Consider the following 16,319-nt stretch of genomic DNA (forward strand, 5'->3'; position numbering starts at 1 on the left):
GGGCCGCGACGGCGCGGCCGGGCTCGGCGCCATGCGCGCGCAGGGCTTTATCACGATTGCGCAGGATCGCGAGACGAGTGCGGTGTATGGCATGCCCAAAGCGGCGGCAGAGGCCGGTGCGGCGTCGCAGATTCTGCCGCTGGCGAGCATTGCGCCGCAACTGGTGACGCTATTTGGAACGGTATGACAGGACGCAAAACATGACGATAACGCCACGCCCCCCCAAGCCGGTCGCGCAAGCGGCGGGGGCCGAAAGCAGCCTGAACGAATCATCGGCGATGGTGTTGCTCGTTGATGACCAGGCGATGGTCGGTGAAGCGATTCGCCGCGCGCTCGCGGGGGAGGCGAACATCGACTTCCACTATTGTTCGAGTCCGGAGGATGCGCAACGCGTGGCGGAAACCACGCGTCCGACCGTCATCCTGCAAGATCTCGTGATGCCGGGAACCGACGGTTTGTCGCTGGTGCGGCAGTATCGTGCCAGTCCGCTCACGCGCGACATTCCGATCATCGTGCTCTCGACGAAGGAAGAGTCGACCATCAAGCGCGAAGCGTTCGCGGCGGGCGCCAACGACTATCTGGTCAAGCTGCCCGATCCCATCGAACTGATCGCGCGCATTCGCTATCACTCGCGCTCGTACATGAACCTGCTGCAGCGCGACGAGGCGTACCGCGCGCTGCGCGAGAGCCAGCAGCAGTTGCTGGAGACGAATCTCGAACTGCAGCGGCTTACGCATTCCGATGGCCTGACCGGGCTGGCAAATCGCCGCTATTTCGACGAGTACTTCAGCGCGGAATGGCGCCGCGCGCTGCGCGAGCAACGCGAACTGGCGTTGCTCATGATCGACGTCGACAATTTCAAGATCTATAACGATACGTATGGTCACATCGCAGGCGACGACGTCCTGCGCCGCGTCGCCACCACGATTGCCGATGCGGCGTCGCGTCCGGCCGATCTCGCCGCGCGCTTCGGCGGCGAGGAGTTCGTGATCGTGCTGCCGAACACGACGGCGAGTGGCGCGGCCCTGATCGCCGAGAAGGTGCGCGCGCAGATCGATGCGATGGCGATTCCGCACATCGGCTCGGCCAACGGCCAGCACGTCACCGTCAGTATCGGCGGCGCGTCGTTGGTGCCGCGCACCCACATGGCCTCGACCTCATTGATCGAATCGGCGGATCTGGCGCTCTACCGCGCCAAGCAACTGGGCAAGAATCGCGTGGAGATGCAGCCGGGCGCTTCCTGAGCCTGCTGAGGAGGGTACATGACCTTCGAGCTGTTCTATTGGCCGGGCCTGCAAGGGCGCGGGGAATTTGTCCGCCTCGCCTTCGAAGCCACCGGCACGCCGTACGTAGAGATCGTGCAGGGCGACGCGCCCGGGCAGGGCATGGACGGCCTGATGCGCACGATGGACGACCCGGTTTGCCAGGATCCGCCCTACGCACCGCCTTTCCTGCGCGTGGGCGACGAATTGATCGGGCAGACGGCAAACATTCTTGCGTATCTCGGTCCGCATCTCGGTCTGGTGGGCGAGTCACCGCGTGCGCGACGTTGGGTCAACCAGTTGCAGCTCACACTGGCCGATCTCGTGGTCGAGGTACACGACAGCCATCATCCCATCGCGAGCCGCTTGTACTACAGTCAGCAGCGCACGGAAGCGCGCAAGCGCACGGCAGACCTCATCGAGTACCGCCTGCCTAAATTCTTTGCGTACTTCGAGCGCGTGCTGGCGAACAATCCACACGCGGGCGGCTGGCTTTCCGAAGGGACGATGTCGTACGCCGATCTCTCGCTCTTCCAGGTGATTGCCGGGCTGGACTACGCGTTTCCGCGCGCGATGTCGGGATTTGCCAAGGCGTTCCCGCGCTGCCAGGCGGTACACGACGCGGTGGCGCGCGTGCCGCGCGTCGCGGCCTACCTGAAGTCGCCGCGCCGCATTCCGTTCAACACCACGGGCATCTTCCGTCACTACAAGGCACTGGACCGCACCTCGCCGTTCTGACGTGGCGGCTGGCCGGGTTCGACTGACGTCGGCAGCGTCGCGTCGCCGGCGTTCAACGGCCGCTGCATGAGCACGGTGTCGATCCACCGGCCGAATTTGAACCCGACGGATTTGAGCACGCCCGTCTGCGTGAAGCCGCATGCCTTGTGCAGCGCCAGCGAGGCCGCGTTGCCGCTGTCGCCGACGTTCGCGACCAATTGCCGCCACGGGCCGCCTTCGCAACGTGCGATGAGCGCGAGCAACAGCGCGCGCCCGACGCCCTGGCCCGTCGAATCGGCCGCGATGTACACCGAGTCTTCGAGCGTGAAGCGATAGGCCGAGCGCGGCCGGTAGTGTGTGGCGTACGCGTAGCCGAGGACCTTGCCGTCGCGCTCTGCAACGAGGTACGGCAGTCCGGCGTCGAGACCCTTCGTGCAACGCGCGCGCATCTCGGCCTCGTCGGGCGGCACTTCCTCGAACGACGCCGTGCCAGTGCGCACGTGATGAGCGTAGATGGCCGTGAGCGTCGGCAGGTCGTCGTCGCGCACGGGGCGCACCGTGCACGCGTGACGGGCGGATTCAGTGCCGGCGCCTTGCGGCGCGGTGGAGACGGAGGCGTGAGCGGAGGACGACGACATACGAACAGACCCGTGCGTTGGATTTCACAACGGACCGGTGTTCCGGCCCGTGACTTTGAGCAGTGTGCGCTTCGTCAATCCATAAGAAAAGCTTCTGTTGGTTATGCGACGCATAAGCATTGCTTTGCCATGCTCAAGTGCCGCGCAGGCGGTCGTCACTGTCGGCCGGTGGCGCATCGCCGGGGTGCCAGGGGGCGTCGTTGCCGTCTGCCCCCGGCGCCGCGTTCATGACATCGAGCCGATGCCGCACGAAGCCGATGTGTTCACGCAGCACATAGAACTGGTCGGCGTACGCGAGCGGGATCTTCAGCCGATTGACGGCGGCCTCGATGGCGTCGAGTCGATGGCGCAGGCTTCGGTATTCGGTGTGGGCGTCGTCGGCCAGCGCTTCGCGTTCGAGCGCGATGAGCGCGCCGTACCAGCGGTACAACCGCGATTTCACGCGCCAGCTATACAGCGACGGCACCAGCCGGAATGCCGGAATCAGCACGACGAGGATCGGCACGAGCAACACGACGATGCGATCGGCGAGACTTGCGACCCAGAACGGCAAATGCCGGTACAGAAACCCCTTGCCGGACTTGTAGTAGCGAGCGGCGTCGTCGGAAATCGGGAATTCGTGGACCTGAGCCGATGGGAATTCCCCGGCGCGTTGCAGCAGGTTGGCCTTGCCGTGCACCTCTCGCGCGGCTTCGATCAACAGGTCGGAGAGTGCCGGATGCAGGCTGTCGCGCGCGACGAGTTCGACCGTCGGGCTGATGACGTGTACCGGTTGTGCCGGCAGGTTGCGACCGAGGTCGAAAACGCCGCGCGGAAATGTGAGTTGATTCAGATACGTGAAACGACGCGTGTAGGCATCGGCCTGCGCGAAGTCCATCAGCCGCACACCGGGCGTGCGGATCAGCTTGCCCAATGTCGGGCCGGTGGCGGTGTCGCCGGTGAGCATGGCGGCGTCGACGCGCCCGTCGATCAAGGCCTGCGCGGCATCCTGTCCGTCGTATGCCGTGAGCCGGGTCGCACCGCCCGGCTCGATGCCGTTCGCCTTGAGCAGCGCGAGCGACAGCGCGCGTGCGCCACTGCCTTCGCGACCGATGGCGATGCGCTTGCCTGTCAGGTCAGACAGCTTCGTGACGCGCGCCCCACGATAGAACACGGAAATCGGCGCATAGAACACGCTGCCGAGCGAGACCAGGCCATCGACGTCGAGGCCTTGCGACACGCCCCCCTGCACCAGCCCCAGGTCGACGTTTTGCGATGCGTCGGCGAGCCGCTCCACGTTCTGGCGCGAGCCTTCGGACGTGAGCACGACGAGTGTGATGCCGTCGCGCGCGAGGATCGTCTTGTAGCGTTGTGCGGCGTTCCAGAAGGAGCTGCCTTCAGGGCCGGCGCTGATTGTCACGGTGCGCGGCGGCGCCGGTCGTACGAGCCATACGGCGAGCCAGATGGCCGCCATCGACAGGAGGATGACGGGGCCGAAGGATACGGCGAGGTCGCGCCAGGAAATGGCGACGAAGCGGGCGCGGATTCGCCGGTGGGCGGGTGAGTTCGAATCGGTCGTCATCGAAAGCAGGCAGGCTTGACCCGCATATCCAACACCCGGCCGATCATACGCCATCTATGCTGACTGATCGGGCCGGGTGTCTTCGTCAACGATGCGCGAGGCTCTGCGCAAGTTGCTTCCAGAGGTGATCGGCGGCGGGCGACAGACGCCGGCCCACGCGCGTCATCATCTGGCTGGAGAAGCCGGTCGCGATCGGATGATCGATGGGCACGGCGACCAGCTCGCCAAGCTCGATGCCGCGTCGCGCGGTGATCGCCGACATGAAGGCCACGCCAAGGCCCGCCGCCGCTAGCGTCTGCGCGGTGTTGAACAGATCGACGCGGTAGGCGGGCGTCACGTTCAGGCGCGCGGTGTCGAGCACCGAGTGCACGAATTGCTGCACGCCGTGGGCCTCGGTCATGAAGATGAGCCGTTCGTGCGCCAATTCCGAGGGCGGCACACTCGCCATGGTTGCGAAACGATGGGTGGGGGCGACCACGGCGCACAGGGCCTTTGCGGCGAACGGATGAATGCGCATGGCCGGATCGTCGGCGGAGCGCGCGCATAGTCCGATATCCACGACGTCGTCGCGCACGAGCGAGAGCACGGCGGGCGTCGGGCCGGAGCGTATTTCGACGAGGATGTCCGGGTAGCTCATCGAAAAGCGCTGCAACGCCTGTGCGATCAGGCGTCCGATGAACCCTTCCCCGACACCGATCGCCACGCGCCCTCGCTTCAGATGCCGGTATTCCTCCAGCCGCGCCGACAGGTCACGCTGACGCCGTTGGCCGTCGCGGTAGTAGTCGATGAGCACCTGACCGATCTCGGTGACGCTCACATTGCGTCCGCGCCGTTCGATCAGCGGAAAGCGCAGACGCCGCTCGAGCGCCGCGATCTGCCGGCTGACCACGGACGGATTCACGCCGAGCGACTCGGCGGCCATGCGCACGCCGCCCGTCGCGGCAATTTCGGCAAGATACTTGAGCGCACGCTCGCCGATGTCGTCGATCCACGCCTCGTAGGTCATTCGCTTCTCAGTGTTGTGTTCGTGGGAATGCGTCGGTCTGACCCGACGCCGGCCGGGGGCGGTCAAGTTCGCGTCGACGGCCCCAGGATAATCTCGTCAAACCATTGAATAAAAACAATTTTTTGTCGATGGCGTCGCCATCTCGCTACTTTGCCAGGGCGACCGATTGTTGACTTGAAAGCAACATTTTGACGTGGTTTGCGTCATGGGTGGGAATTTTCGTCGGTGCAATACTCCGCGTTATTCAACAAGAGAGAGGAGCCCCCGATGAGCGAGACTCGCTACTGCGAAGTGAGCGATCTGCTGGAGGCGCGCGCGCCGCTGGCCGAAATGCGTCACCACATCCATCAACACCCCGAACTGTCCTACGAGGAAGTCGACACGTCGCGCTACGTGGCGCAAAAGCTCGAAGACTGGGGGTATCAGGTCACGCGTCATGTCGGCGGTCACGGCGTGGTGGCCTCGCTCACTGCGGGCACGAGCGGTCGCACCGTCGGCGTGCGCGCCGACATGGACGCGCTGCCGATTCACGAACAGACCGGCCTCGCCTATGCCAGCGTGCACGACGGCAAGATGCACGCCTGCGGCCACGACGGTCACACGACCGTGCTGCTCGGTGCCGCGCAGCAACTTGCGAAGACACGCAATTTCGACGGCACTGTTCATCTGATTTTCCAGCCGGCGGAAGAAGCCGGTTCGAACAGCGGTGCGGAACAGATGATCGCCGACGGCTTGTTCGAACGCTTCCCGTGCGAGGCGATCTTCGGTCTGCACAATCACCCGGGCGTACCCACGGGCACGTTCGGCTTCCGCGCCGGCCCGCTGATGGCCGCGTGCGACACCGTCAAGATTCGTATCCACGGCCGTGGCGGTCATGCGGCGCGACCGCATCTGGCGATCGATCCGGTGATGATCGGCAGCAGCCTGGTGATGGCGCTGCAAACCGTGGTCGCGCGCAACGTCGACCCGACCGAAGCCGCCGTCGTGACGGTCGGCACGTTCCATGCCGGCTTTGCGCCGAACGTGATTCCCGAGGAGGCCGTGCTGGAGCTGAGCGTGCGCTCGTTTTCGGCGGACGTGCGTGCCACGCTGGAGGCGCGCATTCGCGCGCTGGTGACCTCGCATACCGAGGGCTATGGCGCGAGCGCCGACATCGACTATATCCGTGGCTACCCGGTGCTCGTGAATACCGAGGCGGAGACAGCGTTCGCCTGCGGCGTGGCCGAAGAGCTGGTGGGCGCCGAGCACGTCATCTCGCCGTTCCCGCCGATCGCGGGCAGCGAAGACTTCGCGTACTACCTGCAGAAGGTGCCGGGCTGCTTCATTCGCCTGGGGAACGGCGAGGGCAAGCCGATGCTGCACAACGCCAAGTACGATTTCAACGACGACAACCTGACCATCGGCGCGGCCTTCTGGACCCGTCTGGTCGAACGCTTTCTTGCCAAGGAGCGCGCATGAGCATCGCCACTTCCACATTGACGCTTGACGGCGCACAGCCGTCGCCGATGACCGCTGCGCAACAACGCAAGATCGTGTTTGCCGCCGTCATCGGCAACCTGCTGGAGTTCTTCGACTTCACGGTCTACAGTTATTTCGCGCTGACCATCGGCAAGCAGTTCTTCCCGGCCCACGATCCTGTCACGTCGTCGCTGCTGGCGTTCGCCGTGTTCGCGGTGGGCTTTGTGATGCGCCCGCTCGGCGGTTTCGTGCTGGGCCGCTACGCGGACCGTGCCGGCCGCAAGCCGGCGCTCACGTTGACCATCGGCTTGATGGCACTCGGTTCGGCGGCCATCGGCCTCGCGCCCACGTATGCGCAGATCGGTCTGGCCGCGCCGTTGCTGATCGTCGCGGCGCGCCTGCTGCAAGGTTTCGCGCAAGGCGGTGAATTCGGTGCGGCGACCGCCACCTTGCTGGAAATGGGCGGTGCGAAGCGCCGCGGCTTTCGCGCGAGCTGGCAGTTGGCGAGCCAGGGCGCGGCCGCGCTGCTCGGCTCGGGCCTGGCCGCGAGCCTGGGCTTCCTGCTCTCGGACGACATCATGCACAGCTGGGGCTGGCGGATTCCGTTCCTGCTCGGTACGCTGATTGCTCCGGTCGGGATCTACCTGCGTCGTCACATTCAGGAAGAACCGCCGAAGGCGAAGACGATCGCCGGTCGCGACGACCCCAAGCGCGGCGTGTACGTGCGCAACTGGTTCCTCACGATCTTCTCGATCATGGGGATGTCGGTGTCGACGTACGTGATGATGTATTACATGCCGACGTACTGCATTCAGTACCTGGGCCTGCCGCCGAAAATGTCGATGTTGACCGGCGTGGCGGCCAGCACGATCTCGCTGGTGATGTGCCCGATCTATGGCGCGTTGTCGGACAAGATGGGGCGACGCAAGCCGCTCACGATCATCGGCCGCGTGGCGCTCGTCGTGCTGCTGTATCCGGCATTCTGGATCATGACGCATTTCCCCTCGCTGCCGGTCGTCCTGGCGGCGCTGATTGTCCTCATGCTCTGCTACACAATGGGGTCGGCCCCCGCTTACGCGCTGATGCCGGAGAACTTCCCGAAACATCTGCGCGCGGGCTACATGTCGAGCGCGTATGCCATCGCGGTGTCGGTGTTCGGCGGTACGGCGCAGCTCGTGGCCGGCTGGTTGATTCGTGCGACGGGCAACAAGATGGCGCCGGCCTGGTACATGATCGTCTGCGTGATCATCTCGCTCATCGCCGTGTCGATGTTTGAAGAGACCGGCAACAAGGTGCTCGACGAGTAAGCGTCTGAGGTCGGTAGCCCAGCGCGAACGCAGTGCCAATCCGTTTCGCCGCATGGCGCCGACTTCACCGCCGATCGAGGACTTTCATGACCAGCGCGGCGGCGGTCGCGCGGGTTTCCACGTGGAGCTTTCTGAACAGGTGTTCGAGGTGCTTGTTGACGGTGCGGGGCGCCATGCCGAGGATGTCCCCGATGTCGCGATTGGCTTTGCCGCGGGACACCCACAGGAGCACTTCGGCTTCACGTGCGGTCAGGCCGAAGTGCAGGGCAAGCGCCGAGCAGTAAGCGGTGTCGTCGGCTTCCGTGAGCGTGACGATCCACTCGCCGGTCTTCGGGGCCGGGGCGGCCGTGGCGGAACGGCGAACGTTCTCGAGCACGCATTCATGGACGACATTCGCCTGCGCGCCTTGCGCAAGCCAGGCCACGAACCAGTGCAGCAACGGCGCGGGCAAACGCGGTTTGGCGACGTCCTCGTGCGTTGCGCCGTACGCCGCGATCTGCCGCGCCGCCTGAGGACTCTGCCAGCAGATCGCGCCGTCTTCCGAGACGATAAGCGCCGCGCGCGCGCCGAGCGAGAGCGCTGCCTGTGCATAGGATTGCGCGCGCGAGCGCACCACATGCGCGCCAATGCGCGCGCACACTTCCTCCGGGCGCACGGGTTTCGTCACGTAATCGATGCCCCCGACGCGAAAGCCCCGCACGACATGCTCGCTTTCCGTCAGCGACGTCATGAAGATGACCGGAAGATGCTCGTAACGTGGGTCCTGTTTGATCCGCGTGCAGGTCTCGAAGCCGTCCATCGCGGGCATTATCGCGTCGAGCAGCACGACGTCCGGCGTGACCCGCGCCAGACACTTCAATGCCGCCTCGCCGCTTAACGCGACGAGCACCGCGTAACCGTTCGCTTGCAGGGTATCGGAGAGAAAGGCGAGATTGTCGGGCGTGTCGTCCACGATCAGCACGATGGGACGGTTTCCCAGCCACTCCGGCGGGGCGCTCGCCTCCGTGGGCGCATCATGCACCGGTGGCGCGGGGCAGGTGGACAAGCTCATTTTCAAGTTCCCTTAGCTGAAAGCGTTCGGCAAGTGCGCGTAGCGTTTCGATCTGGGCGGACAGTGCCGGGTGGACGCGCCGCGCCTCGTCGAGTTGCTCGACGACCCCCTGCACATAGCCGACGTCGAGATGCTCGCGGATACGCTGAAGCACCCCCTCGGGCAGCGCGAGCTGAATGGCGTCGGACGTCGCCGCCGATGTCTCCGCCCGCGCCGGGCTGGGCGTCGTCGTCGGTTCCGATGCAATCCATTCCAGCGCAAGCAGTTGTGCGAGCTTGTCGAGCAACAGATTCACCTGCAACGGCTTGGCCAGATAGCCTGCGCAGCCGGACGCGCCGGCACGCTCGCGATCGTCGGCGAAAGCGTTGGCCGAGAGCAATACGACGGGCGCCGCCGAGAGCTGATTCTCACGAATCAGGCGGCTGGTTTCGTAGCCGTCCATCAACGGCATTGAGATGTCCATGATGATCGCGTCGGCGGTGTGAGTGCCGAGCCATCGCAACGCGTCGGGACCGCTGGCGACTTCGGTCACGTCGAAGCCCAGCGGCGTGAGCAGTTGGACGACGATCCCGCGCTGATCGGCCAGGTCGTCCACCACGAGAATCGTACGGCGCGACCCGGCGTACCCGCGAATACCCGCCAACTCGGTGTAGACATCAGGTGCGCTTCTCACTGCCGGTGCGAAGAGTTTCACCACGAAGTGCGTGCCGCGCCCGATCTCGCTGTGCGCGTCCAGACTGCCGCCGAGCGCATGCGTGAGCAATCGGCAGATCGTCAGCCCGAGGCCCGCACCGTGATCGTCCGCATGGGCGGCGTCGCCACGCTCGAACGGCAGGAAGAGACGCGCCATTTCCTCCGGCGCGATGCCGGGTCCGGTATCGATCACCTCGAACTTCAGCGTGTCCAGCGCGTGACTCACGCGCAGCGTCACCGTCCCTGCAGACGTGAAGCGAATTGCGTTGCCGATCAGGTTGGTGAGAATTTGCCCGAGGTACTTCTGATCGCACTTCACCGTCCCCGGGATTCGACCGACGACCTGGACATCGAAGGCGAGCGCTTTCTCCATCGCCAACGGACTCATCATCGACGACAGGTGAGACACGAAATCGGTCAGCGACACTTTCGTGATGTTCAATTGCAGCTTGCCGGCTTCGATGCGCGCGACGTCCAGTAGTCCGTCGACCAGCGCGAGCAGATGCTCGCCGCTGCGATGGATGGTGCGAACCGCGTTGTAGCGCGTGGGGGACAGTTCTTCCTTCGCCTGCATCAGAAGCTGCGCATAGCCGAGGATGCTGTTGAGCGGCGTCCGTAGTTCGTGACTGAGGCCCGATACGTAACGGCTCTTGGCCCGATTCGCCGACTCGGCGGCCGCGCTCGCGCGCTTGAGCGCCTCGTCGGTCTTCTGGTGCGCTTCGATTTCCTGCATCAGCAATTCGTTTTGCCGTTGCGATTCCTCTTCCGTGACGCGGCGGCTCTCGCGCTCCAGCACGAACCACCATGCCGCGATGCAGCCCACGAGGGCGAGCGAGAAGAAGATCTTGAGGAAGCTGCTTCCTATGACCCCGACTTCCGCCGCGCTGATCGACGCCACACTCTGCGACCAGATCAGTAGCAGAACGCCAGCCAACACGGCAAGGATGGCCAGCACGAGGCTCGCATAGCGAATGAGCCGCAACGCCGCGGGCCCCAGCCGCAGGCGCGGAAATACGCAGTGCAATGCGCGATCGGCCTGCGCGGAGAAGCGCGCGTGCGGCTTGCAGCGATCATGGCAACGGGAGTCCAGCGAGCAGCAAAGCGAGCAGATCGTGCCGCCATAGGCCGGACAGTGGGCCGTGTCCTCCGGCTCGAACGCGTGCTCGCAGATCGCGCAGCGCAGCGATCGGGCGTCGCCGGTCGATTGCGGCTTGCGCGCGAGGTAGTACTTTCCGCGTGTCGCGATGGCAATGATCGGCGCGCAGACGAACGCCACGCCGAAGGCGAGAAACATCGACATCGCCTCGCCAAGCTCGCCGAAGGCGCCTGCCCGAGCCGTGAGGGCCGCCACGACGCCCAGCAACATCGCGCCCAGCCCGACGGGATTCACATCATAGAGATGCGCGCGTTTGAACTCGATGTGACGCGGGCTGTATCCCAATGGTTTGTTGATGACGAGATCGGCGCACAGCGCGCCTATCCAGGCCACGGCAACATTCGCATACAGGGAGAGCACTTTGCCGATCACCTCGAAGACACCGATCTCCACGAGCAGCAGCGCGATCATCACGTTGAAGACGAGCCACACCACGCGCCCCGGATGACTGTGCGTGAGACGTGCAAAGAAGTTCGACCAGGCCAGCGATCCCGCATACGCGTTCGTCACATTGATCTTGAGCTGCGAGACGATGACGAAAAGCGTCATGGCCGGCAGCGCCCAACCGGCCAGCCCTGCCGGATCGAGGAGGATGTGATACGCGACGAGATACATCTGCGTGGGCTGCGCGGCTTGCGCGACCCCCACTTCGTTCTGGATCGCCACAAATGCGAGGAAGGCGCCGCCGAGCATCTTCAGCGCACCGGGTACGATCCAGCCCGGGCCGGCGCACAGTAGCGCGAGCCACCAGCGCTTGCGGTTGCGCGTCGTCAGCGGCGGCAGGAAGCGCAGATAGTCCACCTGTTCGCCGATCTGCACGATCAGCGCGAACACGACTGTCGACGCCTGTCCGAACGCAATGAGACTGAACGCCCGGCCTTGCGGGGCGAATCCCGCGAACGTGGTCCACTCGCGCAGCATCCCGGGGTGGTGCCACAGCACTGCGGCGTAGGGCAACACGAACAGCACGATCCACAGCGGCTGTGTCCAGCTTTGCAGCCGGTTGATGAGCGTGATGCCGAACATCACCAGCGGAATCACGACGAGCGAACTCACCACATACGCGAGCGCCAGCGAGATGTGGAAATAGAGCTGTAACGCCAGCGCCATGATGGCCGCTTCGAGTGCGAAGAACAGGAATGTGAAGATGGCGTAAAGGAACGACGTCACCGTCGAGCCTATGTAACCGAAGCCGGCGCCGCGCGTGAGCAGATCCATGTCCACGCCGTAGCGCGCCGCGTAATAGCTGATCGGCAGGCTCGTCAGGAAGATCAGGATCGAGACGGCGGCAATGGCCCAGAGCGCGTTGGTGAAGCCGTAATTGATGACAAGGCTACCGCCGATGGCCTCCAGCACCAGAAACGATACGCCGCCGATTGCCGTGGTCGCGACGCGTAATTCCGACCAGCGGCGAAACGAGCGCGGGGTGAAGCGCAGCGCATAGTCTTCCAGCGTTTCGTCGCCGACCCAGGCGTTGTAATCCCGCCGCACCTTCACGATGCGCTGAGTGCTGGGCGCGCTGACTGAACTTTGGTGCATCTTGGCCATGAAGACGTGAAGGCGATCCGGATTGGTGCAAAAAGCGTTGGATGTAAAGCCCAAAGCAAATTACATTCCACCGCCCCACCTGGGGAATACGTCAATCGACGTATTCCGATCGTCAAATTGGCTCCCTACATTGCGTTCAAACCCGTGAAACCCGCCCGCCGCGCATCTTGCACAGGGCCTATGATCAGGAGAACGTGATGTCCGCAGACGATCGATTCGAAGATGACGAGCGCATGGCTTCGCCGCTGCGCAGGCGGCTGCTCGGCGGCCTTGCCGCGGCCCCGCTCATGGCGCTGGGCCTGCCGCGAACGTCGTTCGCACAGGTGCCGCCTACGGCCAAGGTGAACACCACCGGTCTCGCCGTGACCGACACCACGGTCACGGTCGGCCAGTTGCACTCGGCAACCGGCACGATGGCCATTTCCGAGACGGGCTCGATTCAGGCAGAGCGTCTTGCCATCGAGCAGATCAATGCGATGGGCGGCGTACTCGGACGTAAGATCAACATCATTCAGGAAGACGGTGCGTCCGACTGGCCGACTTTTGCCGAGAAATCCAAGAAGCTGCTCGAGAGCGACCACGTCGCGGCCGTTTTCGGTTGCTGGACGTCGGCCTCGCGCAAGGCGGTGCTGCCGGTGTTCGAGAAGGACAACGGCTTGCTGTACTACCCGACGTTCTATGAAGGTCTGGAGCAGTCGAAGAACGTCTTCTACACCGGTCAGGAAGCCACGCAGCAGATTCTCTGGGCGCTCGACTGGGCGTCGAACACGAAGAAGGCCAAGTCGTTCTTCCTGATCGGTTCCGACTACATCTGGCCGCGCACGTCGAACAAGATCGCGCGCCGTCATATCGAGCAGCATCTGCACGCGAAGGTGGTCGGCGAAGAGTATTACCCGCTCGGCACGACCGAGTTCAATTCGCTGATGAACAAGATCAAGCTCGCGCGTCCTGACTGCATTTTCGCGACGGTGGTGGGCGGCTCGAACGTGGCGTTCTACAAGCAACTCAGGGCAGCGGGCATCACACCCCAGAAGCAATTCCTGCTGACCCTTTCCGTCACGGAAGACGAAGTGCTGGGCATTGGGGGCGAAAACTTCGCGGGCTTCTACTCGTCGATGAAGTACTTCCAATCGCTGGATAACGACAACAACAAAAAGTTCGTCGCCGCATTCAAGGCGCGCTACGGTGCGAAATCGGTGATCGGCGACGTGACACAGGCGGCCTACCTCGGCCCCTGGATCTGGAAGACCGCGTGTGAGCGCGCGGGCAGCTTCGACGTGAACAAGGTCGTCGCTGCCTCAGCGGGCATTGAACTGCCCAACGCACCCCAGGGCTACGCGAAGGTCGACCCGAACCATCACCTGTGGAGCCGATCGCTGATCGGCGAAGGGCAGGCGGACGGACAGTTCAAGGTCGTGGCGAGTTCGCCGGAGCCGATCCACCCGGATCCGTTCCCGAAGGGCTACATGTAATCCCTCAACTCGCACAGGCGCGACGACCGGACGGTCGTTGCGCGAGGAGCGTCAGATGTCCGCCAACGACATTCTCAATATCACGCTGATGCAAGGCTTTGCGGGACTGAGCCTGTTCAGTGTTCTGCTGCTCATGGGGCTCGGACTGGCCGTGATTTTCGGGCAGATGGGCGTCATCAACATGGCGCACGGCGAATTCATGACGATCGGCGCCTATAGCGTCTACATGTTCTCGTGGGTCACCCAGAACGTCTGGCCGATATTCGCGCCGGTGTATTTCTTCTTCGCCATCGTCGCCGCCTTCGTGCTCGCCTTTGGGGCGGGATGGCTGGCGGAATGGGCGCTGATCCGACATCTGTACCGGCGTCCGCTCGACACGTTGCTCGCCACCTGGGGCCTGAGTCTGGGTATGCAGCAAGTGTTCCGTTCAACGTTCGGACCGAAAGAAGTCAGTCCGGTGCTGCCCGACTGGCTCATGGGGTCGTGGGAGCCGACGCCGGGTCTCGACATTCCGGTGAGCGGCATGTTCGTGATGGCGCTTGCGCTCGTCATGACGGGCGGCCTGTTGTTGGCGCTGTACCGCTCGCGCTGGGGGCTGCGTGTGCGTGCGACCGTCGCCAACCGGCCGATGGCGAATGCGGCGGGCATCAATACCCGCCGCACCGACCGGATGACATTCGCAATCGGCTGCGGCATCGCCGGCGTCGCCGGTGCGGCGTTCACGGCCATCGGGTCGACAGGGCCGACCAGCGGCTCGCTCTATATCGTCGATTCGTTCCTGGTGGTGACGTTCGGCGGCGCGGCGAGCCTGCTCGGTACGGTGGCCTCGGCCTTCGGCATTGCACAGATGCAGTCGATCAGCGAGTTTTTCCTTTCCGGTTCGATTGCCCGCGTGGCGACGCTCCTCACCGTGGTGGTCATTCTGATGCTGCGCCCGCAGGGCCTGTTCGCCTCGAAAGTCCGGCGCGCGTGATCCGCCGGTGCGCCGGTGTCCCGGTCGTCGACCGATTCCTCTGTATGGAGAGATGTACATGGAACCCATCCAAACCTCGGCGGGCGGCGTCTCCCTCCGCTCCGAGGCTCCCGTCCCGAGCGTCGGCTGGCGCGCAACGCTGGCGCGCTTCGACGCTTCAGGCTACGCGGGCATCGTGATTCTGGCCGTGCTCATCGTCGTCGTGTTTCCGCTCGCGCTCGACGCGTTTCGCCTGAACCTCATGGGCAAGTACCTGACGTACGCATTCGTCGCCATCGGACTGGTGATCGCATGGGGTTACGGCGGCGTGCTAAGCCTCGGGCAGGGCGTCTTCTTCGGGCTTGGCGGTTATGCGATGGCCATGTTTCTCAAGCTCGAATCGTCGAGCGCCGCGGCCACGAGTACACAGACCACCCCGGGCATTCCGGACTTCATGGACTGGAATCAGCTTACCGCGCTGCCCGATATGTGGAAGCCGTTTCACTCTCTGCCGTTCTCGATTGTCGCGGTGCTTGTCGTGCCGACGGCGCTTGCCTTCGTGATCGGTTACGCAATGTTCAAACGGCGGGTCGGCGGTGTGTATTTCGCGATCATCACGCAGGCCGTGGCGCTGATTCTGTCGGTGCTTATCATCGGCCAACAGGGATATACCGGCGGGGTGAACGGCATCACCGATCTGCGCACGCTGCTCGGCTGGGACATTCGCACGGACCACGCGAAGCTCGTTCTTTACTTCGTCAACGCGGCGTTGCTGATCGTCGCGTTGCTGGTGTGCCGGTGGGTGCAGCGCGGCAAGCTCGGTACGCTGCTGCTGGCCATGCGAGACAAGGAAGACCGCGTGCGGTTCTCGGGCTATGACGTCTCGATGTTCAAGGTGTTCTCATTCTGCTTCGCCGCGTTGCTTGCTGCGATCGGCGGCGCGATGTTCACGCTTCAAGTCGGTTTCATGTCGCCGTCGTTCGTGGGCATCGTGCCGTCCATCGAGATGGTGATCTATGCGGCGGTCGGCGGACGTATGTCGCTTGTCGGCGCGGTGTACGGCGCGATTCTCGTCAATCTGGGCAAAAGCTGGTTCTCCGAGAGTTTCCCCAATCTCTGGCTGTATCTGATGGCGGCCATGTTCATCGGCGTGGTGATGGCCTTCCCGAACGGTCTGGCGGGGCTTTTCGAGGCGCATGTGCGCCCGCGAATTCGCCGTTTTCTCGGCGCCGGGAGCGCGACAGACAAGGAGCGAAAAGTATGAGCAACACCGACTTTCTTCTGGCGATAGAAGACCTCAGCGTTTCGTTCGACGGGTTCAAGGCCATCGATTCGCTGAATCTGTATCTGGAGCGGGGTGAGTTGCGCGTCGTGATCGGTCCCAACGGCGCCGGCAAGACGACGCTGCTCGATCTTATCTGCGGCAAGACGAAGGAGACGGCGGGCAGCATCAAGTTTCGCAACGAGGAAATCACGCGACTGGCCGAGTTCAGACGCG

13 protein-coding genes and 1 pseudogene are annotated in these 16,319 nt (G+C 64.0%); 9 read left to right on the forward strand and 5 right to left on the reverse strand.

Annotated elements, in window-relative coordinates:
• From A985_RS26710 to A985_RS0122695, 3 genes are all read left to right on the forward strand, one after another.
• A partial coding sequence (locus A985_RS26710) for a chemotaxis protein CheB (protein ID WP_039830739.1) occupies positions 1 to 187 on the forward strand: 187 nt, incomplete at its 5' end.
• A 91-nt stretch (positions 188 to 278) separates the two neighbouring features.
• Entirely contained in the window at positions 279 to 1,244 is a 966-nt protein-coding gene (locus A985_RS0122690) for a diguanylate cyclase (protein WP_017235671.1), read from the forward strand.
• Positions 1,245 to 1,262: 18 nt separating this feature from the next.
• Positions 1,263 to 2,000 carry a glutathione S-transferase gene (locus tag A985_RS0122695; protein WP_017235672.1) on the forward strand — a complete coding sequence of 246 codons (738 nt, stop codon included), beginning with the start codon at positions 1,263 to 1,265 and terminating at the stop codon, positions 1,998 to 2,000.
• Here the strand turns inward: A985_RS0122695 and A985_RS0122700 are convergent.
• The 3 genes from A985_RS0122700 to A985_RS0122710 all read right to left on the reverse strand — a co-directional run bounded on the left by A985_RS0122700 (position 1,967) and on the right by A985_RS0122710 (position 5,184).
• The gene (locus tag A985_RS0122700) at positions 1,967 to 2,617 is read right to left on the reverse strand and encodes a GNAT family N-acetyltransferase (protein WP_017235673.1); all 651 of its coding nucleotides are present in this window, start codon (positions 2,615 to 2,617) and stop codon (positions 1,967 to 1,969) included. The genes A985_RS0122695 and A985_RS0122700 overlap by 34 nt on opposite strands.
• Before the next feature lie 133 nt (positions 2,618 to 2,750).
• The gene (locus tag A985_RS0122705; RefSeq protein ID WP_017235674.1) at positions 2,751 to 4,178 is read right to left on the reverse strand and encodes a TAXI family TRAP transporter solute-binding subunit; all 1,428 of its coding nucleotides are present in this window, start codon (positions 4,176 to 4,178) and stop codon (positions 2,751 to 2,753) included.
• An 85-nt stretch (positions 4,179 to 4,263) separates the two neighbouring features.
• On the reverse strand, positions 4,264 to 5,184 hold the full coding sequence (locus A985_RS0122710; protein ID WP_017235675.1) for a LysR family transcriptional regulator: 921 nt from the start codon (positions 5,182 to 5,184) through the stop codon (positions 4,264 to 4,266).
• Positions 5,185 to 5,451: 267 nt separating this feature from the next.
• On the opposite strand from A985_RS0122710, the gene A985_RS26715 reads away from it, so the two are divergent.
• Positions 5,452 to 6,642, forward strand: a complete 1,191-nt coding sequence (locus A985_RS26715; RefSeq protein ID WP_017235676.1) for a M20 aminoacylase family protein — start codon at positions 5,452 to 5,454, stop codon at positions 6,640 to 6,642.
• A complete protein-coding gene (locus tag A985_RS0122720; RefSeq protein ID WP_017235677.1) occupies positions 6,639 to 7,949 on the forward strand; it encodes an MFS transporter in 1,311 nt (436 codons plus the stop codon). Before A985_RS26715 ends, A985_RS0122720 begins: the two co-directional genes overlap by 4 nt.
• A 64-nt stretch (positions 7,950 to 8,013) precedes the next feature.
• On the opposite strand, the gene A985_RS0122725 is transcribed toward A985_RS0122720, so the two are convergent.
• Positions 8,014 to 9,000: a response regulator transcription factor gene (locus tag A985_RS0122725; protein WP_198288742.1), complete on the reverse strand. Its 987-nt coding sequence runs from the start codon at positions 8,998 to 9,000 to the stop codon at positions 8,014 to 8,016.
• The gene (locus A985_RS0122730) at positions 8,963 to 12,388 is read right to left on the reverse strand and encodes an ATP-binding protein (protein WP_369751621.1); all 3,426 of its coding nucleotides are present in this window, start codon (positions 12,386 to 12,388) and stop codon (positions 8,963 to 8,965) included. The genes A985_RS0122725 and A985_RS0122730 overlap by 38 nt, the downstream gene beginning before the upstream one ends.
• 206 nt (positions 12,389 to 12,594) lie before the next feature.
• Here A985_RS0122730 and urtA point away from each other — a divergent pair, with 206 nt between their 5' ends.
• The 4 genes and pseudogenes from urtA to A985_RS29585 form a co-directional block, all read left to right on the forward strand.
• Complete coding sequence (urtA, locus tag A985_RS0122735) at positions 12,595 to 13,869, forward strand: urea ABC transporter substrate-binding protein (RefSeq protein WP_017235680.1); 1,275 nt, start codon at positions 12,595 to 12,597, stop codon at positions 13,867 to 13,869.
• A gap of 55 nt (positions 13,870 to 13,924) precedes the next feature.
• Positions 13,925 to 14,842: an urea ABC transporter permease subunit UrtB gene (gene urtB, locus A985_RS0122740; RefSeq protein ID WP_017235681.1), complete on the forward strand. Its 918-nt coding sequence runs from the start codon at positions 13,925 to 13,927 to the stop codon at positions 14,840 to 14,842.
• 58 nt (positions 14,843 to 14,900) lie between these two features.
• Complete coding sequence (gene urtC / locus A985_RS0122745) at positions 14,901 to 16,085, forward strand: urea ABC transporter permease subunit UrtC (RefSeq protein ID WP_017235682.1); 1,185 nt, start codon at positions 14,901 to 14,903, stop codon at positions 16,083 to 16,085.
• A 23-nt stretch (positions 16,086 to 16,108) separates the two neighbouring features.
• Positions 16,109 to 16,319 (forward strand): annotated as a pseudogene (locus tag A985_RS29585) (ATP-binding cassette domain-containing protein); the annotation flags it as partial.

The sequence above is a fragment of the Pandoraea sp. B-6 genome, assembly GCF_000282835.1.
Taxonomy (GTDB): Bacteria; Pseudomonadota; Gammaproteobacteria; order Burkholderiales; family Burkholderiaceae; genus Pandoraea; species Pandoraea cepalis.